The following is a 25141-nucleotide window of genomic DNA, read 5'->3' on the forward strand; positions in this document are numbered from 1 at the left end:
AATTGATTTTTTGCTATTGAAATTGAAATTACGTAACTTGGCCACTCTTTTAGGTTTATATACGTAATATTGAAATTTAAAATTAAGTAAGTTATGAGCAATACAATCCGAGTTGTTTTAGCAGATGATCATGTATTTGTAAGAGACGGAATTAAATCTTTACTGGAAAATGAAGCAAACATTGAGGTTGCAGGCGAAGCTATTGATGGTGCAAATGCTCTTGAAGTGGTTGCAATAACCACACCTGATTTACTTATAGTAGATATTCGTATGCCTAACTTAACTGGTATAGAAGTAGTAGAAAAACTGAGAAGCGAAAATAATACCGTAAAAATCATCATGCTCTCCATGCATGAATCTGAGGAATATGTTTTGAAGTCAATCAAAGCCGGAGCCGATGGTTATTTATTAAAAGGTTCAAGCAAAGAAGAATTCTTAAAAGCACTAAATACCGTTGCTGCGGGCGGTAAATATTTTAGCGGAGACATTTCATCTATATTAATTAATCAGTTAACTACCTCTTCAAACTCATTTGAACCAAAACAAAACTTAGGTGAAGAAATGATGATTACTAAAAGAGAGAAAGAAATCCTGATGCTATTATTATCAGGAAAAGGAAATAAAGAAATCGCTGAAACCCTCGCAATTAGTAAGCGCACAGCCGAAGTTCACCGTTTTAATTTAATGAAAAAATTAAAAGTGAAGAACCTGATGGAACTTTCAAATAAAGCCGCTGAATATTCTTTATTATAAATTACGTATAAATACTTAATTATCATTACAATCACACGCAATTTTTTATTTGTAACCTCATTTACATTTATAGATGTATTGTGCCAGTTGGGATATTAAGAAGTTTTATCACGTTTTTAGTCGATAATAGTATTATTAAGATCATGAATAAAACAACATATTTTATCGAAGTAATTGATAAACAATAATTTATTTTTGAATTAAAAGAAATAAATAATAAATATGATTATTATCACCATGAAAGACATCTTTTTCTTATAAATTTGTCCTATTATTAAACCAAACCAATTATGAAAAATCTAAAAATAATTCTTGTACTGCTAGTAATAGTATTAAGCTTTGACATTCAGGCACAGGAATTAGATGTGAATTTACAAATAAGACCGCGTTTTGAATATCGAAACGGATATAAATCACTTTTGCTGGAAGGTCAGGAAGGAACATCACAAATCTCACAGCGTTCAAGATTAAACTTCAATTACAAACAAGACGAATTAACTGTAAAATTAACTTTCCAGAATACCAGAACCTGGGGAGATGTTACTCCTACAGCAACTGCTGATAAAAATGGCGTTGCTGTTTTTGAGGCTTGGGCACAATATAATCTAACCGAAAAATGGAGTGCAAGAATGGGCCGTCAGGTGCTTTCATATGATAATCAACGTATAATGGGAGAAATGGATTGGGCGCAACAAGCTCAAAGTCACGATGCATTAGTGGTTTCTTTTCATCCAAAAAATCATCAGCTTGATATGGGAATTGCCTACAATTCAACAGCCGAAAATAATGTTCAAACCCCATATAAGGTAAACACTTACAAAGCAATGCAATATGCCTGGTACCATACCGCGGTTAGTGATTTAGGTATTAGTTTTCTAGTTTTAAATACAGGATATGAATATGCTAATCCAGCTGCAAAATTGTTAGTAGATTACAAACAAACTTTTGGAACTTATTTATCTTATAAAACTAAAAAAATTGATGCTAATTTAAGTTTCTACGGTCAAACCGGAAAAAGTACAGATATGCAAGTTAGTGCGTATGATGCTGCAATAAACTTTGGATACAATATAACCGATTCATTCAAAGCTAGTTTAGGTTATGAGTTTTTATCCGGAAAAGATACAAACGATGGAAGTTCGGTTATAAAATCTTTCAACCCAATCTTTGGAACCAACCACGGATTTAACGGTTATATGGATTATTTTTATGTTGGAAATCACCTCAATAATGTAGGATTACAAGATGCTTTCCTAAAATTGAATTACAATGTTAACAAATGGCAATTTGCTTTGATTCCGCATGTATTTTTATCTGCTGCAGATGTAGTTACGCCTTTACCTCAAGGGGAAAAACTTGACCCTTATTTGGGAACTGAAATTGATGCAACTTTTGGTTATACTTTCAAAAAAGATATTGTAATTAGCGGAGGTTATTCTCAAATGTTTGGTTCTAAAACTATGGAATTTATAAAAACAGGTGATGCCAGTCATACTAATAATTGGGCTTGGTTAATGATTTCTGTAAATCCAAGAATATTCAGTTGGAAGAAATAGAATTTTCTAATATACATTTATAATTACCCTTTTTCTAAAAAAGAAAAAGGGTCTTTTTTTGATTTGCATCAAATACTTTTGTTTCTTAATTGGGTATATTTGGTTTAGAAAAGAGAATATTTTTTACTCTTAATAATTATATATTTACGACAAAAATCATGAACAATTCCTGGACAGACAGATGGGACGATCGCTACAGCAAAGAAGAATTTGCTTATGGCGAGGAACCTAACAATTATTTCAAAGAACAAATAGAAAAACTAAATCCCGGGTCAATTTTATTTCCGGCAGAAGGCGAAGGAAGAAATGCAATTTATGCCGCAAAGTCAGGCTGGAAAGTTGATGCTTTTGACATTAGTGCCGAAGGAAAAAATAAAGCAATCAAACTTGCCGAAGCCAACAATGTTTCAATTGATTATAAGGTTGGAGAATTAGAAACGCTGAATTATCAAACGGAACAATTTGATGCCATTGCTTTAATTTATGCCCATTTTCCGGCAGAAATTAAAGCAGACATTCATAAAACATTGGCAACTTATTTACGTAAAGGCGGTATTATTATTTTTGAAGCTTTCAGTAAAAAACATTTAGAATATCTTGCCATAAATGATAAAGTTGGCGGTCCAAAAGATATCGAATCCCTATTTTCAATTGAAGAAATCAAATCTGATTTTCCAGATTATGAGATTATCGAATTAGAAGAAAAAGAAATTGAGTTGAACGAAGGTTTGTTCCATAACGGAAAAGGTTCGGTAATTCGATTTATGGGAAAGAAAAAATAAATTTCTTTCCAAACGTTTCGTAGAGACGCGTAAGATAATTTTTTGCGTGTCTCTACATAATCAATTAAGTCCTCTATTTGTCTAAATAAACTCAGAAGTTCATACACCAAAAAACTACTGAAAATCTTCAGAAAAGAAAAAACAACAATTGAATATTCTTCAATTTTTTATCAGGTATTTTCTCCCATTTCCCAGCATAATTGTTAAGAGATTTTAGTTTTTAAAATTCACAAAAAACTTAATCAATTAAAAATAAACAGATTAGCTTTTAATTATCCTGAAAAGCTTAACATTGGCGAATTTGTTTAATGGTTATCTTTACTTAACTGTCAATTAACAATTTAGTTACATTGTTAATGAAACCATCATCAAAAAGCACATTATTATGGAAAACAACAAGGAAGAAATTACCCCAAAAACCGATTCAATAACACCTGAAAATATTCAGTCGCCTACAGAACATAAAAAGGAAGTAAATACAGCTTCTGAAAAAAACCCTGTTCGTAAAGCTCCAGTTAAACCTACAACTGCAACAACGTCAAAGTCAACAACAAAAACTCCAACTGCAACTACAGTAAAAAGTGCTGCCATTACTCCTGCAAATAGATCCAAAACTGCTCCGGCGAGAAAAGTAAATCCGGCTGCTATCGAAAAAACAGAAGAAATATCGACTCCAAAAGTAATTATAGGAGAACCGAAAAAAGAAAGCAGTTCGAAAAATAAAGCCAAGAATACGCCTGAATCACCAGAAACAAATAATAAGGATAAATCAAAAGATAAAAAGAAGAAAAAAGTGAAAGACAAAGACAAGGAAAAAGAGAAAAAGAAATTAGCTAAGAAAAAAGATCAGGCTAAAAAGGATAAAAAGAAAGAGAAAGCCAAAAAAGCAAAACAAAAAGCTGCCTCTAAGAAAAAAGAAAAAGCAAAAAAAGCTAAGGATAAAGCGAAAGCGAAAAAAATAGCAAAAAAGAAAGCTAAGTCTCAAAAAAAGGCAAAAGCGAAAAAGAAGAAATAATAAATGAAAGAAGGTTTGACTTAGTAAGTTGAACCTTTTTTTTGTTTTAGAATATTATTATTCATAAAGTTTGTCATTCCGAGGAAGGAGGAATCTCATCAAGAAACTCGACAAAGATTGGCGAATTTCTATACGGAGTTTCTAGTGTGATTTCTCCTGCGTCGAAATGACAAGATTGGATTGTCATCCTGGGCGAAGTCAAAGGATTATCCTCCAATTGCAATCATACTACGATTATCAAAATGCAATAACGGATCATCCATTTCCTCGATAGTAACCATTCCTGCTCTGACTTTCTTTTTATTTTTAATAGATTCAGAAATCAAATTGGTAATTGATTCGCCATTTCTTAAAGAAGTTAGCAAATCAGTTTCAGAATTAGAAAAAAGACAATTTTTAATTTTTCCATTCGCAGTTAATCTAATTCGGTTACAGCCATCGCAAAACGGATTTGTAATTGAACTAATTATTCCAAAATCTCCCTGAAAATCTTTTATTTTATAAGTTCTCGCAGTAAAGTTTTTTTCGTCTTCCAGTTTTTGAATTTCTTCAGATGAAAAAGCTTTTTCAACCTCTGATAAAATTTCATTTTGAGAAACCATTTTACTTCTGTCCCACTCGTTTCCTGCAAAAGGCATAAACTCAATAAACCGAACCGAAATGGGCAAAAACTGAGTCAATTTAACAAAATCTATAATTTCATTTTCATTAAAACCTTTCATTAAAACTACGTTCACTTTAACTTTAAAATCATGGTTTAAAAGCAAATGCAGATTATCAATTACTTTCTCAAATTGATTTCTCAGTGTTATAGACTGAAATTTAGAAGCAATCAAAGTATCTAAACTTAAATTGATTTTATTGATTTTGTTTTGTTTTAAAACATCAATATGGCGATCAATCAAAATACCATTTGTAGTAATTGAAAGAGAAATTCCTAAAGTTCCTAATTTTGATGCAATCTCAGGAAAATCTTTTCTTAAAAGAGGTTCACCACCTGTTAATCTAATTTTATCAACACCATTTTCTACGAAAGTTTGAGCAATTAAAAAAATCTCTTCGGCCGTCATTAAACTCGCTTTTGGAGATAATGTGATTCCGTCAGCAGGCATGCAATATGTACAACGCAAATTGCATTTCTCCAGCAACGAAATACGCAAATAATTGTGTTTTCGTCCAAAATCATCCGTTAAAATGGTTTTAGAGGGTATCATGATTTTTTCCTTTTAAAATATGAAAAACGTGCAAAACATGCGGAAAAACAGCATCCATAGATTCTCTTGCTCCGTTGGTTGAGCCCGGCAAAGCCAAAACCAAACTCTTTCCTAATGTTCCTGCAACCGTTCTGGATAACATCGCATACGGCATTCGTTGCTGACCGTAATCGCGAATCGCTTCTTCAATTCCCGGTATTCTGCTTTCTAATAATGGTGATAAAGCTTCGGGCGTTACATCTCTTGGCGACAATCCTGTTCCTCCGGTAAAAATTACCAGCTGATGTTCTTTGGCGAAAGCCTTAGTTTTTTCCTGAATAATATCAATTTCATCAGGAATAATTTCATAATGAGCCGTTTCAACTCCGTACGAAGTTAATTTTTCTACTATAATTTTTCCGGAGCGATCTTCTTTATCGCCTGCAAAAATCGAATCGGAACAAACAAAAACTGCTGCTTTTATTGTGTTAGGAAATTTATTTTTGAAAGATGATTTTCCGCCTTCTTTATTGATTAATTTGATTGTCGAAATTTCAATTTCCTTATCAATTGGTTTCAGCATGTCGTACATTGTCAATGCTACAATTGATGCGCCGTGCATTGCCTCAACCTCAACTCCGGTTTTGTAAACGGTTTTTACATTGAAAATAATCTCAATATTTAAACCTTCAATTTTATATTCTACCGATGTAAATTCAATTGGAATAGGATGACAATCCGGAATCGATAAATGGGTGTTTTTCACCGCAAATAATCCGGCAGTTTTTGCCATTTCAAACACATTTCCTTTCGGAACCAGATTATTCACAACAGCATCAATCGTTTCCTGTTTACTAACTTTGACAATTGCTGTGGCTGTTGCGGCTCTTAATGTGCTTATTTTATGCGTAATATCAACCATTTTAGGTGTTTTGTTTCCAGGTGAATGTATCGTTTTCAAATATTTCTTTACCAAAAATTGGTACATCGGTTTTTATCCAGTTTACTATGGCTTCCGTCGCCTCATAAACTTGTTTGCGTCGCGTTGCCGAAACAAAAACGAACAAACAAATTTCTCCTGCATTTACGACTCCCAAACTGTGGTAAATGTGCATGCAGGTTAAGTCAAATTTAGCAAAAGCTTTTTCCCGAATTGTGTGCAAAGCTTCATTTGCCATATCTGTATATGCTGAATAATCAATTGCTACAACGGTATTATCATGAATCACATCGGCACGAACCTGACCCAGAAAAATATTATGTGCACCAATCGTATGTTTCGATTGATGTTTTGCGATCGACTCCGCTATAAATTCAGGAGCAATTGGTCCTTCTACAAATACATTTTTACTCATTTTGTTTATTGTTTTTTCCGCAGATTTATAAATCATAGATTGCAAGTTTGCCCACAGATTTACGCTGATTTTAACGGGTTTTTATTTGTTGTGATTTTTTTTTCACCACAAATTTCACAATTTTCACAAATTAATTAACCTAATATGCGTTTGTCAGTGTAAGCTTTGTCATTTCGAGGAACGAGAAATCACATCCGGAGAGCGACGTACTGTCTGTAAGTTTCTAGTGTGATTTCTCGTTCCTCGAAATGACAAAAACACTGAACAATCTATACTTTTATTTTTTCTTCTTTTAATAATTTATTCAATGCCAAAGCTCCTCCGGCAATACTTTTTATATTTTTAAACTGATGTTTCTGCAACAATTCAACTGCAATTTTACTTCTGATTCCGGATTGACAGAAAACATAAATAGTTTGATTGGGATTCAGTTTTCTCATTTCACTTCTTAAATTCATAAGCGGAATCTGAACTCCATTTTTGAAATTAATTCTCGGGATTTCATCTTCATTTCTCACATCTATAAAAAGAACCTCATCATTATTTATTTTATCTAAAATTTCTTTAACCGAAATTTCTTCAACCTGATTTTCAATAACATTATAATTTTCGTCAAAAATCTGTTTATTGATTAAAACATTTGTATTTTTTTCAAAATCATACTTTTGCTGTTCGTTATTCAAAATATTATAAACCAGAATTTTACCGTTTAAAACCTCTCCTATTTCAAGAATCATTTTAATGACTTCATTGGCTTGTAACATTCCGATAATTCCAACTGTAATTCCAATTACTCCAGCATCTTCACAATTGGTAGATTGTGTATTTTCATCCGGATATAAACATCTGTAAGTTGGTCCGTTTTGATAATTAAAAACCGAAACCTGACCCTGAAACCTAAAAACAGAACCGTAAACCATTGGTTTATTTGTTACAATACAGGCATCATTTATAAGATATTTTATGGCAATATTATCCGTTGCATCCACAATAATATCATACTTTTCAAATAGCGCAATGGCATTATTTCCAAATAATTTCTCAGCAATTGCATTTACTTTTATCGTTGGATTCAATTCAGCGAGCATCAATTTAGCTTCGTCAGCTTTGTATTTTCCAACAGCCGAACTTTTATAAATCACCTGACGATGTAAATTTGAAATTTCGATAACATCATCATCAACAACCCCTATTTCACCTACACCAGCCGCCACTAAATAAGGCAATATCGAAGCGCCCAAACCTCCGGCTCCAATAACCAGAACTTTAGCTTTTGATAATTTCTCCTGACCTGAATCTCCTATTTCAGGAAGTATAATTTGCCTATTATAGCGATCTTTCGTATTCATAAAACTAATTTTATCCTCCTGCAAAAGGCGGTAACAGCGCTACAATATCACTTGTTTTTACAGTGTAACTGGTCGCTTTTGGCACTATTTTCTGGTTGACTGCAACGCTAAAAGATAATGATTCAAATTGGTATTTATTTTCTAAATCCTGCAATAATTCCTGCAGCGATATTTCAGAAAAAGATACTTTTTCGAACTCGCATTTTGTCTTTTCGGCAACAGCTCCAAAATATTTAATTTCAATCATTATTCTAAATTTAAATTCTGAAAAATAAACTCATTATCAAAATGTTCCTGAAAATAAGAAGTCAGCCTCGAAGTATTTTTAACGACTTCACCAATCACAATAATTGCCGGTGACGAAATTTTATTTTCTAATACTAATTTACTAATCGTACTTATTGTTCCAACAACTTTTTTCTCTGTATTTTTTGTTCCGTTTTGGATAATTGCGATTGGTAAATCATCTGTTCTATTTTGCTGATAAATCGAAATGATTTCCTCTAATTTATGCATTCCCATCAAAATAACAACCGTTGCATTCGATTTTGAGGCTAAATTAACATCTTTTGATAATTCATGATTCGAGGTTGTTCCTGTAATAACCCAAAAACTATCGGCAATTTGTCTTTGTGTCAAACTAATCCCAACCGAAGCCGGAACGCCTAAAGCAGATGAAATTCCGGGAACAATTTCCGTTGCAATTCCAAATCTTTCTACATATTCAATTTCTTCGCTTCCTCGTCCAAAAATAAACGGATCACCGCCTTTTAAACGCACCACATGCCCGTAACGTTTTGCCATTGAAACGATTAATTCATTAATCTGATCTTGTGTGTACGCGTGACAGCCTAAACGTTTGCCTACAAAAACAATTTCTGCTTTTTTCGCATATTGCAATAACTCTTCGTTCACCAAAGCGTCATATAACACCACATCAGCGTTTTCTAATGCTTTTATAGCTTTTAGCGTAATCAATTCAATATCGCCGGGACCTGCGCCTACAATTGTTAGTTTTTGTGTTTTTAAATCTCGCATGGCATTTAACTTAAATTGATATTCAGGTCATTTAATTCGTCAACCGAATTAATATTGGTCAAATGAAAGTTTTCACTTTCGTCAATCGTGATGATTTGATGCGGAATCTTCGCTATTAAATTCATCATTTTTAAATCGTCATTATCAATTGCGCTTTTGATAACGGGTAATACTTTTTTAGAATAAATTCCAATTAAAGGATGCATTCTGCTTTCAGAAGCAAAAACAGTAATTTCAGCTTCTTTATTATGTTTTGAAATTAATTCAGATAATAATTCGGTTGAAATTAGCGGAATATCACAACTTAAAATTAAATTAAATTCGGTTTCAGAATTTGTCAAAGCCGTGTAAATTCCACCTAACGGACCTTTGTCTGTTATGATATCCGGTATTTTTTGATAACTCAGATAATCGTATTCTTTATTATTTGTAATTAATTTTATTACGGATGTAATGGGTAAAATTGCCTTTATTATATGTTCAATAAATGGTTTTCCCTGAAACAATACTAATCCTTTCTCTGATTGCATTCGAGAACTTTTTCCTCCACAAAGAATAAATACGGTTAGTGTTTCCATGATTGAACTATTTATAATTACATTTTTCTTTGGCTAAAATTTACCGCAGAGTTCACAAAGGTTTTTCACAGAGTTTCGCAAAGTTTTGTATTGATCGTAGCTAATAATTTAGCAACAAAGTTCACAAAGCTGTATCTGCTTAATCTGCAAAATCTGCGAGAAAAATAACTACACCCTCTTTATTTCTTCTTTAAAATCTGTTTCAAAAAATTTTATCGCAAAGTTCACAAAAGATTTACGCAAAGTTCGCCAAGTTTTCTGCTGATTAAAGGCTGAAATTTAGCAGCTAAGTTCGCAAAGCTATATCTGCAAAATCTGCGTAAAAAATAACTTCCCAACTTTATTTCTTTTGCCACAGATTAAAGGATTAAAAAGATTAATCATGCTAATCTGTGAAATCTGTGGCAAAAAATAATTCAATAAATTTCACACTTATGGAAAAATCAATTTTATACTTGCCATTAAAATCACAACTCCTAAAACCATTTTTAATGTTCTGTTAGAGAAATATCCACTTCCGTAGAATCCTCCTAAAACTCCACCGATAACTGCAATCGGAACCAAATAAAAACTTTCCATCGGGATCGTTTTTCCTCCTAAAAAGAATCCTAACATTCCGGCAAATGAATTCACGAAAATAAATAAACTCGAAATCGCCGCTGATTCTTTTACTGTTGCCCATCCTAAAAATAATAATATCGGACTTAAAATAATTCCGCCGCCAATACCCAACATTCCTGACAATAAACCTATTGCAAATCCTATTGCTAATGCAAAAGGCAATTTTATTTCAACTGTTTCTTTTTCTTTAAAATTAAATATTCCGAATAATCGCAATGCTGCAAAAACCAACACAATCCCTAAAATAATTTTATAAATTGTACTGTCTAATGTCACAAAACCTCCAATAAATGCTGCCGGAACTGAGGCAATTGCAAATGGATAAAAGAGTTTTGGTTTGAAATAATTCATTCTGTAATAAAAGAAAAACGAAATACTCGAAACAAATAAATTCAACAACAAAGCCGAAGGTTTCATAATCGCCACCGGAAAAGCAAAAATCGTCATCAATGCCAAATATCCCGATGCACCGCCATGTCCAACACTAGAATATAAAAAAGCAATCACGATTAAGGCAAAGCTAAAGAGTACAATATTTTCGGAACTCAATAAATTCATAAGTTTTAAAATTGTTTTTTTTGTTTCAGGTTTTCTTTGTTTCAAGTTCAACGAATCTTTGTCATTCTGAGGAACGAAGAATCTCCGCAAGTAACTCCGCATATAAAATCGCCAATCTTTGTAGAGTATCTTGTGAAGATTCCTCTTTCGTTGGAATGACAGACTAAGCGTATTTTCTTTTACATTATTTTGTTTCAGGTTTTCTTTGTTTCAAGTTTCAGGTTTTATGCTGTATGTTTAATTTTACACACCGCATTTTGTACTTTATGTTTAAAAATCTTTTTTCTATACTCTTTATTCTGTTTTCTAAAAATTTAAAATCTAATCTATCGGCAATAACGTTACCAATTCTCCTATATTAATCGACTCAACATTATGTGGTACAACTAGTAAACAATTGGCAATTGCAAAAGTATTTAACATTGCTGAACTTTGCCCGTCTAAAACCGTAACGTGGGTTTCGTCGTACAAGGCTTTTAAAAATAATGTTTTTCCGGTTGTGTTTGTAATATTATCATTTAGTTTTCGAAGCAATTTCCTTAAATGAATGTCTGAAAATCCCATTCTGTTTTTAATTGCGGGATAAACATAAATATAAAAATTAGTTAAGGACGAGGCAGGATTTCCCGGCAAAGCAAAAACTAAAGTTTCATTTTTAGATCCAAAAAACATCGGTTTTCCGGGTCTTTGGTTGAGTTTATAAAAAAGTTCTGTTACTTCATTTTGACCTAAAGCTTCTTTTACAAAATCATAATCTCCAACAGAAATTCCGCCTGAAATTAAAACAATATCATATTTCTTTAAAATTACCTTTAAAGCTTTTTTAGTCGCTTTAAGACTATCTTTTACTTTATAAACTTTTGCTTTTTTTATGCCAACATTTTGAAGCGCAGCGTGTAACATTACCGAATTACTTTCGTAAATTTTTCCTTTTGGTAATTTTTCGCCTGATTCTACTAATTCATTTCCGGTTACTAAAATGGCAACTTTAGGCTTTTTATAAACTGAAATTTCGGTGATTCCTAAACAAGCCAAAAAACCAATTGCCGCTGGCGTAATCAATGTATTGGCTTTAAAAACAACTTCTTCTTTACCAATTTGTTCTCCTTTACTGCGAACATTTTCATTTTGTTCCGGCATTCTGGTAATCAAAATCGAATTTTCTGTAGCCATTACATGTTCCTGCATTACCACAGTATCAGCATTATGCGGAACAAAAGCGCCTGTAAAAATCCGAACTGCTTCGTTTTCCTTCAGCTTGATTTTTGAATGATCTCCGGCCTGTGAAATCCCTACTATATCATATTGGTGTTTTTCGCTGTGAATAAAAGCATAACCATCCATCGCCGATTGACGAAATGGCGGCATTGCAATTGGCGAATAAACTGTTTCTGCCAGAATATATCCCAGCGATTTATTCACTTGGATTTTCTGAACCGGCATCTTAGTGCTATTCTCTGCAATAATCAATAAGGCTTCTTCGACTTGGATCATGGTTGCAATTTTATTAAGCAAAATACTTATTACAAAACAGGTACTTTTACTTAGTTTTAATCGTTAATATTCTAAAAATTTTAAAGAATATAAATTTAGGTTTAATTCTTCATATACTTCCAGAAAAAACGATAAATAGCTTTTGAATTTTGATTTATAAAGATTAAACAATTATTTTCTTTTAAAATTTCCCGATGGTAAATAATACAACCACGAAAATCCAATGAAAAACAAAACCGCAGAAGCAATAAATGCGGGCAATAATATCTCTTTATTATTATCTAATGCATTATTTAATGAAGCATATAATAACCATATTTGAATACTCACATTCAATATTAAAATAAAAATAAGTGTCGAAAGTATATTGTTTAGTTTATTTGGGTTAACCCGATTCTGACTTCTTCTAAAAGTACTCATATTGATTAATTTAAGATTCTAACTAACTGTTTTTGTTTTCTACGAGTGCTTTTACGTAAACGTCATTGTCTTTAAAAAATACTTCTAATTGTGGTAAAGCTCTTGGTGGCGGTCCCGCAATTACATCTCCGGTCAGAGCGTCAAATGAACCTTCATGACACGGACAATGAATAATTCCGGTTCCGGGTTTGTAAAATACTGAACAGGAAAGATGGGTGCATTTTTGCTCATAAGCTCTGAAATCGCCACTTTCAAGATGAATTAATATATACGGAATTGTGCTTCCTTCAATTACAAATCCTCTTGTTCCTCCTACCGGAACATCGTTTTTATTACAAACAAAATGTTCGCCTTGTACACCTTCTTTTGGTAATAAATAAGCTTTGGCGGCAACAAATCCGCTGCCTACCATTAATCCGCCGGAAACAAAAGTCAGGAACTTGGCAAAATCCCTGCGGCTAACCTGTGTGGATTCCTGTTTTTTTATTGGGAAATCTTTTTTCCAGTTTTCATTTAAATTATCTTCTTTTGACATGGATATAGATTTAATATATTCTTAATTCAGTACTTCCTTTTGGCATCATAATATTCACTTTGGTATTTACTGTTTCTTTACCAAAAATGAACGTATTGATTGGGGAACTATTGGGTCTCATTTCTTCGATTTCAGCTCTTGTTCCGTAAAACAAAGCACCACTTGGGCAAACTGTTGCACACATTGGTTTTTTGCCTACGCTTGTTCTGTCATAACACATGGTACATTTCATCATCAAATCGTATTCTTCCATTTTTTTAGGAACTCCAAACGGACAAGCCATTACACAATTAGAACAGCCAATACATCTTTCGGTATTTGCGGTATGAACAATCCCAAATTCATCCTGCGAAATCGCATCGGCAGGACAAACATTCGCACAAACCGGATCTTCACAATGCATACAAACTTGTACGGTTGTTTGAATCGTTGAAGAACGTTCTACATAATTCACGCTTATTAGCGATTCCTGACCGTTTGTTTCACATTCGGCGCAAGCCATTTCACAGGCTTTACAGCCAATGCAACGTTGCAGATCTACAAAAAACTCTTCGTTTTTATTGAAATTAGTTAAATTCATCGTGTCATTTTTTTATAGATTAAACACTTGCATACGCTTGAGATTCTGTCGATGGCGGAGCAATTACTCCTTGTGGATCTAACAAACAGGCACATACTTTAAATTCAGGTATTTTTGAAACAGGATCTAAAGTTCCCGATGTCAATTGATTGGCTGATTTTGCTCCAGGCCAATGATAGGGTATAAAAACCGTATCTTTTCTAATGGTTTCAACGATATTTGCCGGAAAAATTCCTTCGCCTCTTCGGGTTGCAACTCTCACTAATTCACGTTGTTTAATGCCGTATTTTGCAGCCAGTTCAGGATGAATTTCCAACATTGGTTCAGGAAACTGATCTACTAATTTTCCTATTCGGCGTGTTTGTGTTCCGCTTAAATATTGAGAAACTACTCGTCCTGTTGTAAGCGTAATAGGATATTCGTCATCTGTAACTTCGCCGGGTAATCTATAAGGCGCAGGATTGAAATGAGCTTTTTTATCAGGAGTCGCAAATACTTTATCTTCCCATAATCTTGGCGTTCCCGGATGATCGTCTGTAGGACAAGGCCAGAAAACACCCATATTATCTTCTACTTTTTTATATGATATTCCAAAATAATCTGCCGTTCCGCCTTTAGAGGCAACACGCAATTCATTAAATATGGCTTCGCTATTTTCATAGGTAAATTTATCTTCTTCACCCAATCTTTTAGCTAATTCTAAAAATATCGATGTATCAGTTCTGGCATCGCCCGGAGGAGTTACAGCCTGACGGATTCTTATAACGCGTCCTTCTGCCGAAGTTGTTGTTCCTTCCTCTTCTTCTTGTAATGATCCTGCAAGAATAATATCCGCGTGACGGGCAGTTTCATTCAAAAAGAAATCGATACAAACATAAAATTCTAATTTTTCAAGGGCAGATCTTACGTAATTATTATTGGGTAACGAAACGAGCGGATTAAAACAAATCGAAATTAATCCCTTGATTTCACCACTATGAATGGCTTCAATAATTTCATAAGCCGTTAATCCTTTTCCGGGCATATCTTTTTCATCAATTCCCCAAACTTCAGATATATACTTTCGATGTTCCGGATTTTCAATATCTCTATTCCCTGGTAATTGATCGCATTTATGACCGTGTTCTCTTCCTCCTTGCCCATTTCCTTGTCCGGTGATGGTACCGTAACCACAATAAGGTCGGCCAATTCGTCCTGTTGCCAAAACCAAATTGATACAACCTACAACATTATCAACGCCTTTTGAATGATGTTCGATTCCGCGTGCATGAAGCAGGAAACTTGTTTTGGCTTTGCCCCATAATTCAGCGGCTTCCTGGATTTTATATTTATCAATTCCGGTAATTTCTTCTGCCCATTCCAAAGTATAATCTTTTACGGCATCTATTGTTTCCTGAAAACCTGATGTATAATTGTCAATAAAATCATGATCGAGCATATCGTGATCGACTAAATATTTTAGCATCGCGCCATACAAAGCTGAATCGGTTCCCGGTTTTACATCTAAATGAACATCAGCGGTTCTCGCTAAAGGAATCATTCTTGGATCGATCACTATTAATTTAGCTCCGCGATCTCTGGCTTTCCAGATCCAATGTGTTAATGTTGGAAAAGTTTCACTGATATTGGCTCCGGCTACGATAATTACCTCAGCATATTCTAAATCTGAATAATTGTTTGAAGCACGATCTAATCCAAAAGCTTTTTTATTTCCGGCTCCGGCACTTACCATACAAAGTCTTCCGTTATAATCCAGATTTCTTGTTTTTAATGCAACCCGGGCAAATTTTCCAACCAAATAACTTTTTTCATTGGTTAACGAAACTCCTGATAACATTGAAAATGCATGTTTGCCATATTTTTCCTGAATTCTTTTAATTTCAAATACGGTTTTATCCATAGCTTCATCCCACGAAGTTTTCTCAAAGCCTTTTCCTTCTACTCTTTTTAAAGGACTTAAAATACGATCCGGATGATTATTTTGTAAATAACGCTGAACTCCTTTTGGACACAAACGCCCTTCATTAAAAGGAAATTCCATCCAGGGTTCAAAGCCTACTACTTTATTTTCTTTAACCAATAATTGAATTCCACATTGCATTCCGCAAAAACAACAATGCGTTTTTACAATTTCGTCCGGTTCATCTCTACCAGCGTAACCATCTTTTGGTGCATAGTTTAAATGCGGTCCAAAATCTTCAATAATCTTTTCTGTTGATACGGGTAATTTTGCCATATTTCTTTTTTTGTTTCAGGTTTTCTTTGTTTCAGGTTGTTGGATTGTGTTGATCTAACCGCAAAGTTTGCAAAGGTTTTTCGCAAAGTTTCGCAGAGATTTTTTAATTAATATTTTAGCCAAGTTCACAAAGCTTTGGGCAAAGATTTAGAACAGTTTTTTAAACTTTTTTCTTATCAGGACAAAGTTTTTCATTTCGAATTATGATAAAACCAAATCTTTTTTTAGGAGCTAATCCCGCTATCCGTTTCAATCTTTTGTGGACTCCCGAAGCCTCGGGACCGCCACAAAAGGATTTCCACTTCTATCGGGGCTAGGTCAATCATTTTTGTAAGAATATTTACGTTTATTTTGTCATTTCGAGGAACGAGAAATCACATTACGGATTTACAGTTCGTTGCTCTCTGGATGTGATTTCTCGTTCCTCGAAATGACAAACCGGGTGAAACCTGAAACCAAGAAAACCTGAAACCCTTTATTTTTCTATCCAAATAAATTCCCGCCATTCTCAAGTCTTGCTTTTAAATGTGCTTTTGCTAAACGGGATCTTTTTCCTTCGGGGCTTAAATCAAGGTGTGAAGATCCATCTTCATGAGTAAAATCAAAACCTAATTGTTTGGTTACGATTTTTAAATCATTAATATGAAGTTGGGTTGCAAATTCTTCTCCGGTATGCGGACAAATCGCCATTCCCATTTTGATACCTTCTTTTTTATAAATGTGTGCTCCAATTTGTGCCGGACGTTGAATGATGTGGAAGAATTTCCCAAACGGAATCCATATTAAAAACATTATCACCGTAACGGCGTGAATTACAGCGAGAAAATCATATGCAAATCCTTTCATAAACTGATATGAATAAGTGAGGCACAATCCTGTAACCGATATTGCAATTAATAAGATAAGCGGCAATAAATCTCCTTCGAAAGTTTGGGTTGCAATTAAACCGGGATTTGTCAATCGTCTTCGTAAATAATAAACAGATCCGAAAATTACCAGCCATGAAGACCAGTTTAAAGCGTGAAAAATCAAAAATGCCAATACAGATCCTATCTGAAAATCCATCATTTTGAATCCAAAAAAATGAGCTTCATAAATTGATATGGAATTGGGTGCCAGCGTAAAATGTATCCATCCAAATGTGAGCGGAATCGTTATTGCAAATGCAGACAAACATCCTATTGCAATACAAAAATGCGCTGCCCAACGGTATTTACTTCTGGGATATATGAATTTTTGAACTACGATATTTTCTACGGATTCTTTTCCTAAAAACCACATATGAGAAAATATTTTTCCAGTAAACAGAAATTTCAGGCTTCGTTTGAAATACATCCACGTTGGCGGACGCTGTAACCAAACTGAATACCTATAAACGATTCCGAAAAAAGCAAATATGGTTCCGAATAAATAGGTGACTAATGCGGCATCAAAATTTTGTAATTGTCTTGATCCGTAAAAAACTAATACTATAGTTAGTACAGATACAAGAGTTGCAACAAGTAAAGCTTTGGTATTAAACGTTTTATTTTTCATCCTTAATTTTTATTTTAATGATTACTCGTTAACTTGGTTTCTCACAACCTTTACGATTATAGAACCACCAATTGATAGTTGTAGCTAATACAGTGAAAATTGCTACGCCAATAAAAAACTGATTTACTGTACCATTAGCAGAAAGATTATTTCCTATTAATTTAGAAAATATAAATGGTCCAAAGGCTGCAATTGCTGCTGTCCAGCCAATAACTCCAGCTGCCTGACGTTGATTTTCGGCAAAAATAATTGGGTATTGTCTAAAAGTTCCGGCGTTTCCGATTCCTGTAAAGAAGAACATTCCTAAAATTACAGCTACAAAAAGCGGGAATTGATCCATACTTGTTAGCGCTACTAATCCTTCTGTTACCAATAATATTGATCCTGCCAAAATTCCTAATCCTGTGATTGTAGTAAGAATTGCTCCCCCAACTTTATCGGCAATAAAACCAAAAGCGATTCTGCTTGCGGACCCAATAAGCGGACCGTAAAATGCATAAACCAAGGGATCTGGCGCATTTGGGAAATCTCCGTATAAAAATTTAATCATTAACGGAAACGCTGCTGATAAACCTGCAAATGTCCCAAAAGTCATAACATACGTGATCGTGCAATACCAAGTATGTTTATTAGAAAAAATATCCATTTGTTCTTTTATAGAAGCTTTCATTGGAATACTTCTTAAATAAAACCAACTAATTATGGACAATAAAATTAAAAATGGCGCGAACCAAAATGCGGCTGATTGCAAATATATTTCTGTGTTTTTAACAGCTGCGTTTTTAGGACTAATATCGTTTATGATTTTTTCTGCCAATTTTGGATTTGCATTTGCAATTGCTTTGGCTTTTATTTTTACAGGTAATGATGTAAATAAAACTACTTTATCATCAGATTGTATTGAAGCGGAAACAGAATCAATTACATTTTTCTTTACGTTTGCTAAAATTTTGGTTTGTACATCAGGATTCAGCGCTGCAAAAACTTCTTTTTGTTTTGCTACACTTGAATTTTGAAAAACTGTTAGTGTTTCTCTTGGATCTATACTTGTAAAAACCGAAGCCGCTCCATAAATCCCAACGCTAATAATAAGCGGCGTTACAAATTGAGCTACTGAAACTCCAAAATTTCCAATTCCCGCCTGAATTCCAAGTGCTGTTCCTTTTAATCTTTTAGGAAAAAATAAGCTTGTGCTTGGCATGTATGAAGAGAAATCTCCTCCACCAAAACCGGTTGTAAAAGCTAAAACGGCAAATACCCAAAATGGTGTGGTGATGTCCATAACCGCAAAACCAATTCCGATTACGGGAATTAATTTAATTGCTGTTGCAAACGAAACAACATGTCTTGTACCAAAACTTGGTAATATAAAGGTGTGAATTATTCGCAAAAAACCTGCTGCTAATCCTGGAATCGCTGTTAGCCAGAAAAGTTGATCTTTAGAAAAATTAAATCCTAATCCCGGTAATTTCACTGCTATAACGCTCATCATAAACCATGAGGCAAATGATAATATTAAAGTAAGTGTTGTAATTGTTAATGTTTTCCAGGCAATTTTACTTCCGGCAGAACTCCAAAATGCTTCATCTTCAGGTTCCCATTTGTCTAACCAAGTTTTCATGTTTTTTATTTTATTTTTTAATTATTGTTTTCAATATCTCTTGTAAAATCAGGTGATTTTAATCGCATTGCATTTATAATGGTTCGATGCATCCACAATAAACACAGCACAGAAACTATGAAAATAAAGATCCATGAACTGGTCCAGAGTCCTGTATAATTAAGAAGATATCCAAAGATAATAGGACCAATAAAACCGCCTAATCCGCCTATTAAACCCACCATTCCTCCTACTACACCAACTTCATTAGGAAAATATTCGGGAATATGTTTATATACCGCAGCTTTACCAATTCCCCATGAAATGCCAATCAGGATTACTAATATTACATAAACCCAAAGATTTGCGCTAAACTTGATTTGTGTGATTCCTTCTGCTAATAATTCTTTCTTTTTAACTTCCTGATTTTGTTTTACAACAATTTCCTGCCAGGAACTTTTTACAGGAAAAACAGCGGTTTCATGATTTTCAGAAGTTTCTTTTATATTGATTTTATGAACTTTTCCATTTACAATAACTGAATTTGCAGCAACTTCGGTAACAACGCCATTAGTTGTGGACAAAACTCCCGGGCCTGCTGTAAAAATTTCCATTTTAGGAAACATCAATAAAAAACTAATCACTATTGATGAACCTAAAACCCAATACATTACTTTTCGTGCGCCAAATTTATCCGATAAGTATCCGCCAAAAGCCCTGATTATGCCGGATGGCAAACTGAACATTGTGGCAAACATTCCGCCCATGACGAGTGATGTATGGTAAACATTCATAAAGTTGGGTAATAACCATTGCGAATAGGCAACGAAAAAACCAAAGACTAAAAAATAGTAAGCACCAAATCTCCAGACTCTGATATTTTTAAGCGGAGATAGTAATTCCTTCATTGTTTTTGAAACTCCTTCATTTGTTTTATTTTTTGCGAAAACAATAAAAAGTATTCCTATAAATACCAACACCGCACCATAAATTATTGGAAGTATTTTCCATCCGTTTTGAGGATCGGTTTCTGATAAGTTGTTTAATAAAGTTGGAGCAATAAAAGTGGTAATTGCTGCGCCTGCATTTCCCATTCCGAAAATACCTAAAGCCCTTCCCTGCCAGTTTTTAGGATACCAAATCGAAGTATATCCTATTCCCACGGCAAAGCTGGTTCCTACTAATCCGAAGAAAAAACTTAATATTGCAAAACTCCAGAATGAGTTCGCTAAAGGCAGCAAAAAAAGTGGGATGGAACATAATAGCAATAAGATAGAAAACACTATTTTTCCCCCGTATTTGTCTGTTAAAATCCCAACAGGAAGTCGGAAAATTGAACCTGACAAAATAGGGATTCCTAATAACCAGCCAGTTTCAACCACAGTCCAGTTAAATATTCCTTTATCAACAAGGTAAGTTACCAAAACACCATTTAATGTCCAGCAGGCAAAACAAATTGTAAATGCCAATGTGTTTAAAAATAAAATTTTATGCGATTGGGACAGATTACTCATATAAAAATATTAAAATATCTAATTTTCAACTTATTAATGAGTGCTAAATTCCTCATTAAAAACACAAAATTAAACTGTTAGATTCTTACAAAATATGATATATGTCATACAAAGAAGACATAGTATCCTTACTATTAAATAACAATAACCGCTTAAATATTAAGCAGTTTTAAAAAATGTTTTTAATTGATTTTTCCTGTAACAGAGGCTTTTAGGATGAAATTATATTGTAGGAATAATTTCAATATGAGGAGGATAGATATTCTTTATTACCAATTATTTCGTTTTCTGATACCGAAATAATATTTCTTCTGATTTTTAGAATAAAAAAATTTTCACAATAAAAGTAAGGAAAATATTATTACTAAAGCTTTAATTTTCAATTATTTACAATATAAAACCTAAGAATTATCTTAAATATATAGATTCCGCATAATTTTCTTAATCTAATATACTTTCTTCATTCTAAAAATAAAAAAACTCAATAGATTTTTGGATTATATAAATCTTTTTAAAAAGGAAAAATTTGCGTTACACGACGTTTTTTGATTGTTTTTAGATTTGCTAAAGTTTTAAAAATTAGAAAATTAAGTATAAAATACTACATTTTAAGCCTTTTATAAATAGCGGATTTAACATTTGTGTCATTGAAAATTCAAATCATAAAATACTGATAAACAATTAATTAACTAGTTTTGAATTTTACACAAATGATTGATTATAAGATTTTTAAAAAAAAATTGAGGAAATTTTTGGATTTTATTATATTAAAATTAACTTTGTCTATAGGATTAGTAGAGTATAAAAATATTTAAAACCATAAAGAATTATATTTTGAAAACAACCGAAAGCATATCGTATTACATTCTACCTAAAAAATATACTTATAACACTTTTTGTTATATGTGCTTCTGTTGCTAATTCTAAGCAATTTTTCCGTTTGCATTCGATTCTCCTTTTATATCGAATGGATTTAAAAACGAAACTTTCTAACTACCGCAAATATTTATTGAAAATTACAAAAGTCTGTTTGATACACATTTGTGTCGAAAAGGATTGTTGAAACTATATCTATAATTTAAAAAGAAAAACAACCAATAACTAATAAACTAAAATGAAAAAGATGCAAAGCTGTTGCTGTAAATAAAAAAAGCCATTTCTGCGGCAACAGAAATGGCGAGGCTTAAAGAACATTTATCACTAAACCAAGATTACCCATTCGAGAGTTGAAAATTCAACTTTCAGGGCGCCTTGTTAATTACTTAAAACCAGTACAAAGAAATGAAAAATTTTTTAAAAATAAACTCATTACTATTTCTCCTGCTTATCACGGCAGGAATTCATGCCCAAAATACAACGCCGCTTATACAATCTAAGCTTGATGGAACTGTTGTAGACGATGTTACAAATCAACCTATTATTGGAGCTTCGGTTGTTATTAAAGGTACAACTCACGGTGTTCAAACGGATGCTGAAGGAAAATTTTACTTTCAAACGGGACAAAAATTCCCTTATACTTTAATAGTAAGTTACATTGGATATAAAAAAGCGGAAATAATCGTAGATAAAAACCCAATTACGATTAATTTAAAAGAAGAACGTCAGGAATTAGATGAATTAGTGGTTGTGGGTTACGGATCTCAAAAACGAAAAGATATTACAGGTTCTGTAGCATCTGTACCAAAAGCAAATTTAGCACAGGTAACCTCATCAGCAGATAATTTATTACGCGGTGCAATTCCCGGAGTGGTAGTTACGCAAAGTTCCGGCCGTCCCGGAGCATCTTCAAGTGTTCGCATTAGAGGAGGAAACTCGATTACGGCAGGAAATGAGCCGCTTTATGTGGTTGATGGAATTTTGATTTACAACGACAATAATAATAGTTCAGCCGGAGTATCAAATGCGGGTGCAAGTTTAAACGTACTTTCTACGATTAATCCGGGTGATATTGAATCGATTGAAGTATTAAAAGATGCATCTGCAACTGCTATTTACGGATCTCGTGGTGCAAATGGTGTTGTAATTATTACGACTAAAAAAGGAACTAAAGGACAGGATAATATTTCATACCAAGGTTATTTTGGGTTTCAGAATGTTTCGAAAAAACTGAATCTAATGAATGCCAGCCAATGGGCAAGCTTACGTAATGATGTTCAGGCAAGCATTGGTCAGGCGCCGGCTTTTTCAGCGGCACAAATTGAAGCTTTAAAAACTTCTGGAGGATATGACTGGCAATCGGCGTTGTTTAGAACTGCAGCTCCGGTACAAAATCATCAATTGTCATTTTCTGGTGGAGATGAACGTTCAAGATATGCGATTTCGGCTGGATATTTTCAACAGGACGGAATTGTAATTGCTTCTGATTTTAAAAGAATTTCGCTTCGTGTTAACTACGAAAGAAATTATTCTCAGAATTTTAAATTTGGTGTAAATGCAAACTATAGTAATTCGGTTTCAAATGGTGTAGGAACAAATGGCGGTGCCACTGCCGGAAGATCTCCGAGTCCGCTAGTTGTTGCTTTGTATCAGCCGCCCGTAGTTCCTATTAAAAATGCTGACGGAAGTTACAATTTAACTAATAATCCTTATTCAACGGCAGTTAACGGAATCATCGGAAACCCAATTAATGATTTAGTCAGTACAATTAATGAAACTAAAATCAACCGAATTCTGACCAGTTTATTTGGTGAATATAAAATTACCAAAAAACTGATTGCAAAAGTGGCCGTTAGTGGCGATGTTCTTGATACAAAACAAAATTATTACGCTCCGGCGACGACTACAAGTGGTGCAGGAACTAAAGGATTAGCTTCTGTTGGGGACAGATTAGTTAGTTCTGTATTGAATGAAAACACGTTGAATTACAATACTACTTTTGGTGAAAACCATAAATTCTCTGCTTTGGGAGGATATACGCTTCAATATACAAAAGGAGAAGTTGTAAATGCCGGTGCCAATACTTTTGTAAATGATGCCAATACTTATAATGCTTTGCAAGATGGTGTTCCTGTAAAACCTTATAGCGATGCATTTGAAAGTGTTTTGAAATCATGGTTAACCAGAATAAATTATTCTTATAAAGGAAAATACAATTTCACACTTTCTGCCCGTGCAGATGGTTCATCAAGATTTGGATCTGAATCACTTTGGGGTTATTTCCCGTCAGCCGGATTTTCATGGAATATTACCGATGAAAGTTTTGCTCAAAACATTAAAGGTGTAACCGAAGCAAAACTTAGAATCACGGCTGGAACAACAGGAAATCAGGAAATAGGAAATTACCTTTCACTTGCACAAATGGGTTCTGTAAACTACGCTTTTGGAGGTACTTTACAAACGGGCCTTGCTCCCACCCGATTAGCAAATCCGGATTTGAAATGGGAAAAAACAGATCAGTATAATGTTGGTTTGGACTTATCATTATTGGATAGAAAAATAAACTTTGTTTTTGATGTTTATTACAAGAAAACAAAAGATTTATTGATTAATGTACCAGTTCCGTTAGCTTCAGGATATGCTACGGTCCTGCAAAATATTGGTGGAGTTGAAAATAAAGGTATTGAAGTTGGTTTAATTACTGAAAACATCAAAACAGAAAATTTCTCATGGAATTCTAACATCGTTTTCTCTGCAAATAGAAACAAAGTAGTTTCGATAGGAAACGGAGTTGATCAGTTTTTTCCGGTAGTTCCAAACGGATCTTTATTACAGCAACAACCCGTAACGGTAAAAGTTGGTTTGCCTTTAGGAACATTCTGGGGATATAAAACTAATGGTATTTTCCAGACTCAGGAAGAAGTAAATACACAGCCAAAAATTAACAGTTTAGCCAATACAAAAATTGGGGACAGAAGATATGTTGACACAAATGGCGACGGCGTAATTTCGGCTCTTGACAAAGGAAGTCTGGGAAGTTCTCAGCCTAAATTTGTTGCAAGTTTCAGCAACACAATTTCTTATCATGATTTTGATCTAAATTTCTCTTTTCAGGGATCTTATGGCGGAAAAATATTCAATGCTTTGAATCAGCAATTAGAAATTTCAACTCTTGGAACAAATGCTAATGTAACGCTTGAAGATCGCTGGACGCCAAGTAATCCAGGTAATGAAATTCCAAGAGCAACAAGTTCTCCACTTGGAATTGTTTCTGAGCGTTATGTTGAAGATGCTTCTTTTATAAGATTAAAACTAATCACTTTAGGATATACTTTACCTAAAAGCGTTTCTAAAAAATTGGGAACAAAAAGCATCAAATTTTACATATCTGCCGAAAATTTAATTACATGGACAAAATACACCGGTTATGATCCGGAAGTAAGTTCATACGAACAAAACAACTTATATCCCGGAATTGATTTTGGTTCTTATCCAAACTCTAAAACATTCATTTCTGGTCTGAACCTAACTTTCTAAGTAAAAAATATACAC

General features: G+C 33.6%; 21 protein-coding genes. 5 read left to right on the forward strand and 16 right to left on the reverse strand.

Translation table 11 applies throughout. The features are described from left to right. The first annotated feature begins 93 nt into the window (after positions 1-93). The 4 genes from ACHZDT_RS10475 to ACHZDT_RS10490 all read left to right on the forward strand — a co-directional run bounded on the left by ACHZDT_RS10475 (position 94) and on the right by ACHZDT_RS10490 (position 4106). On the forward strand, positions 94-753 hold the full coding sequence (locus ACHZDT_RS10475) for a response regulator (protein WP_394774577.1): 660 nt from the start codon (positions 94-96) through the stop codon (positions 751-753). 290 nt (positions 754-1043) lie between these two features. Continuing rightward, on the forward strand, positions 1044-2309 hold the full coding sequence (locus ACHZDT_RS10480; RefSeq protein ID WP_394774578.1) for an alginate export family protein: 1266 nt from the start codon (positions 1044-1046) through the stop codon (positions 2307-2309). A 158-nt stretch (positions 2310-2467) separates the two neighbouring features. Beyond that, entirely contained in the window at positions 2468-3091 is a 624-nt protein-coding gene (locus tag ACHZDT_RS10485) for a class I SAM-dependent methyltransferase (protein ID WP_394774579.1), read from the forward strand. A 385-nt stretch (positions 3092-3476) separates the two neighbouring features. Continuing rightward, complete coding sequence (locus ACHZDT_RS10490; protein WP_394774580.1) at positions 3477-4106, forward strand: hypothetical protein; 630 nt, start codon at positions 3477-3479, stop codon at positions 4104-4106. A gap of 206 nt (positions 4107-4312) precedes the next feature. Here ACHZDT_RS10490 and moaA read toward each other — a convergent pair whose 3' ends face one another. From moaA to ACHZDT_RS10570, 16 genes are all read right to left on the reverse strand, one after another. Beyond that, positions 4313-5320 (reverse strand): GTP 3',8-cyclase MoaA, encoded by a 1008-nt coding sequence (moaA, locus tag ACHZDT_RS10495; protein ID WP_394774581.1) that lies wholly within the window; start codon positions 5318-5320, stop codon positions 4313-4315. Beyond that, positions 5307-6221, reverse strand: coding sequence for a bifunctional molybdenum cofactor biosynthesis protein MoaC/MoaB (gene moaCB / locus ACHZDT_RS10500; protein ID WP_394774582.1), 915 nt, complete (start codon positions 6219-6221; stop codon positions 5307-5309). The genes moaA and moaCB overlap by 14 nt, the downstream gene beginning before the upstream one ends. Before the next feature lies 1 nt (position 6222). Further along, positions 6223-6654 carry a molybdenum cofactor biosynthesis protein MoaE gene (locus tag ACHZDT_RS10505; RefSeq protein ID WP_394774583.1) on the reverse strand — a complete coding sequence of 144 codons (432 nt, stop codon included), beginning with the start codon at positions 6652-6654 and terminating at the stop codon, positions 6223-6225. 269 nt (positions 6655-6923) lie between these two features. Next, positions 6924-8003, reverse strand: coding sequence for a molybdopterin-synthase adenylyltransferase MoeB (moeB, locus tag ACHZDT_RS10510; RefSeq protein WP_394774584.1), 1080 nt, complete (start codon positions 8001-8003; stop codon positions 6924-6926). Between the two features lie 10 nt (positions 8004-8013). Beyond that, positions 8014-8250, reverse strand: coding sequence for a MoaD/ThiS family protein (locus tag ACHZDT_RS10515; protein ID WP_394774585.1), 237 nt, complete (start codon positions 8248-8250; stop codon positions 8014-8016). Then, positions 8250-9041 (reverse strand): uroporphyrinogen-III C-methyltransferase, encoded by a 792-nt coding sequence (gene cobA / locus ACHZDT_RS10520; protein ID WP_394774586.1) that lies wholly within the window; start codon positions 9039-9041, stop codon positions 8250-8252. The genes ACHZDT_RS10515 and cobA overlap by 1 nt, the downstream gene beginning before the upstream one ends. Positions 9042-9046: 5 nt before the next feature. After that, positions 9047-9619, reverse strand: coding sequence for a molybdenum cofactor guanylyltransferase (locus ACHZDT_RS10525; protein ID WP_394774587.1), 573 nt, complete (start codon positions 9617-9619; stop codon positions 9047-9049). Positions 9620-10051: 432 nt separating this feature from the next. Then, complete coding sequence (locus ACHZDT_RS10530) at positions 10052-10798, reverse strand: sulfite exporter TauE/SafE family protein (RefSeq protein WP_394774588.1); 747 nt, start codon at positions 10796-10798, stop codon at positions 10052-10054. 321 nt (positions 10799-11119) lie between these two features. Continuing rightward, a complete protein-coding gene (gene glp / locus ACHZDT_RS10535; protein ID WP_394774589.1) occupies positions 11120-12292 on the reverse strand; it encodes a gephyrin-like molybdotransferase Glp in 1173 nt (390 codons plus the stop codon). Between the two features lie 171 nt (positions 12293-12463). Continuing rightward, positions 12464-12712 carry a DUF6755 family protein gene (locus ACHZDT_RS10540; RefSeq protein ID WP_394774590.1) on the reverse strand — a complete coding sequence of 83 codons (249 nt, stop codon included), beginning with the start codon at positions 12710-12712 and terminating at the stop codon, positions 12464-12466. Between the two features lie 22 nt (positions 12713-12734). Beyond that, positions 12735-13247 carry a ubiquinol-cytochrome c reductase iron-sulfur subunit gene (locus ACHZDT_RS10545; protein ID WP_394774591.1) on the reverse strand — a complete coding sequence of 171 codons (513 nt, stop codon included), beginning with the start codon at positions 13245-13247 and terminating at the stop codon, positions 12735-12737. 10 nt (positions 13248-13257) lie between these two features. Next, the gene (locus ACHZDT_RS10550; protein ID WP_394774592.1) at positions 13258-13827 is read right to left on the reverse strand and encodes a 4Fe-4S dicluster domain-containing protein; all 570 of its coding nucleotides are present in this window, start codon (positions 13825-13827) and stop codon (positions 13258-13260) included. 19 nt (positions 13828-13846) lie between these two features. Beyond that, on the reverse strand, positions 13847-16063 hold the full coding sequence (locus tag ACHZDT_RS10555; RefSeq protein ID WP_394774593.1) for a molybdopterin oxidoreductase family protein: 2217 nt from the start codon (positions 16061-16063) through the stop codon (positions 13847-13849). Between the two features lie 483 nt (positions 16064-16546). Continuing rightward, a complete protein-coding gene (locus tag ACHZDT_RS10560) occupies positions 16547-17599 on the reverse strand; it encodes an MFS transporter (RefSeq protein ID WP_394774594.1) in 1053 nt (350 codons plus the stop codon). A 28-nt stretch (positions 17600-17627) separates the two neighbouring features. Beyond that, positions 17628-19220 carry a magnesium transporter MgtE N-terminal domain-containing protein gene (locus ACHZDT_RS10565; protein ID WP_394774595.1) on the reverse strand — a complete coding sequence of 531 codons (1593 nt, stop codon included), beginning with the start codon at positions 19218-19220 and terminating at the stop codon, positions 17628-17630. 17 nt (positions 19221-19237) lie between these two features. Then, positions 19238-20713, reverse strand: coding sequence for a nitrate/nitrite transporter (locus ACHZDT_RS10570; RefSeq protein ID WP_394774596.1), 1476 nt, complete (start codon positions 20711-20713; stop codon positions 19238-19240). 1281 nt (positions 20714-21994) lie between these two features. Here ACHZDT_RS10570 and ACHZDT_RS10575 point away from each other — a divergent pair. Further along, positions 21995-25126, forward strand: a complete 3132-nt coding sequence (locus tag ACHZDT_RS10575) for a SusC/RagA family TonB-linked outer membrane protein (protein ID WP_394774597.1) — start codon at positions 21995-21997, stop codon at positions 25124-25126. The last annotated feature ends 15 nt before the right edge of the window (positions 25127-25141 follow it).

The organism is Flavobacterium sp., assembly GCF_043722275.1.
Lineage (GTDB): Bacteria > Bacteroidota > Bacteroidia > Flavobacteriales > Flavobacteriaceae > Flavobacterium.

Coding starts and splice junctions, on each gene's coding strand:
- ACHZDT_RS10475 (WP_394774577.1), top strand. CDS start 94: ATGAGCAATACAATCCGAGTTGTTTTAGCAGATGATCATGTATTTGTA.
- ACHZDT_RS10480 (WP_394774578.1), top strand. CDS start 1,044: ATGAAAAATCTAAAAATAATTCTTGTACTGCTAGTAATAGTATTAAGC.
- ACHZDT_RS10485 (WP_394774579.1), top strand. CDS start 2,468: ATGAACAATTCCTGGACAGACAGATGGGACGATCGCTACAGCAAAGAA.
- ACHZDT_RS10490 (WP_394774580.1), top strand. CDS start 3,477: ATGGAAAACAACAAGGAAGAAATTACCCCAAAAACCGATTCAATAACA.
- moaA (WP_394774581.1), bottom strand. CDS start 5,320: ATGATACCCTCTAAAACCATTTTAACGGATGATTTTGGACGAAAACAC.
- moaCB (WP_394774582.1), bottom strand. CDS start 6,221: ATGGTTGATATTACGCATAAAATAAGCACATTAAGAGCCGCAACAGCC.
- ACHZDT_RS10505 (WP_394774583.1), bottom strand. CDS start 6,654: ATGAGTAAAAATGTATTTGTAGAAGGACCAATTGCTCCTGAATTTATA.
- moeB (WP_394774584.1), bottom strand. CDS start 8,003: ATGAATACGAAAGATCGCTATAATAGGCAAATTATACTTCCTGAAATA.
- ACHZDT_RS10515 (WP_394774585.1), bottom strand. CDS start 8,250: ATGATTGAAATTAAATATTTTGGAGCTGTTGCCGAAAAGACAAAATGC.
- cobA (WP_394774586.1), bottom strand. CDS start 9,041: ATGCGAGATTTAAAAACACAAAAACTAACAATTGTAGGCGCAGGTCCC.
- ACHZDT_RS10525 (WP_394774587.1), bottom strand. CDS start 9,619: ATGGAAACACTAACCGTATTTATTCTTTGTGGAGGAAAAAGTTCTCGA.
- ACHZDT_RS10530 (WP_394774588.1), bottom strand. CDS start 10,798: ATGAATTTATTGAGTTCCGAAAATATTGTACTCTTTAGCTTTGCCTTA.
- glp (WP_394774589.1), bottom strand. CDS start 12,292: ATGATCCAAGTCGAAGAAGCCTTATTGATTATTGCAGAGAATAGCACT.
- ACHZDT_RS10540 (WP_394774590.1), bottom strand. CDS start 12,712: ATGAGTACTTTTAGAAGAAGTCAGAATCGGGTTAACCCAAATAAACTA.
- ACHZDT_RS10545 (WP_394774591.1), bottom strand. CDS start 13,247: ATGTCAAAAGAAGATAATTTAAATGAAAACTGGAAAAAAGATTTCCCA.
- ACHZDT_RS10550 (WP_394774592.1), bottom strand. CDS start 13,827: ATGAATTTAACTAATTTCAATAAAAACGAAGAGTTTTTTGTAGATCTG.
- ACHZDT_RS10555 (WP_394774593.1), bottom strand. CDS start 16,063: ATGGCAAAATTACCCGTATCAACAGAAAAGATTATTGAAGATTTTGGA.
- ACHZDT_RS10560 (WP_394774594.1), bottom strand. CDS start 17,599: ATGAAAAATAAAACGTTTAATACCAAAGCTTTACTTGTTGCAACTCTT.
- ACHZDT_RS10565 (WP_394774595.1), bottom strand. CDS start 19,220: ATGAAAACTTGGTTAGACAAATGGGAACCTGAAGATGAAGCATTTTGG.
- ACHZDT_RS10570 (WP_394774596.1), bottom strand. CDS start 20,713: ATGAGTAATCTGTCCCAATCGCATAAAATTTTATTTTTAAACACATTG.
- ACHZDT_RS10575 (WP_394774597.1), top strand. CDS start 21,995: ATGAAAAATTTTTTAAAAATAAACTCATTACTATTTCTCCTGCTTATC.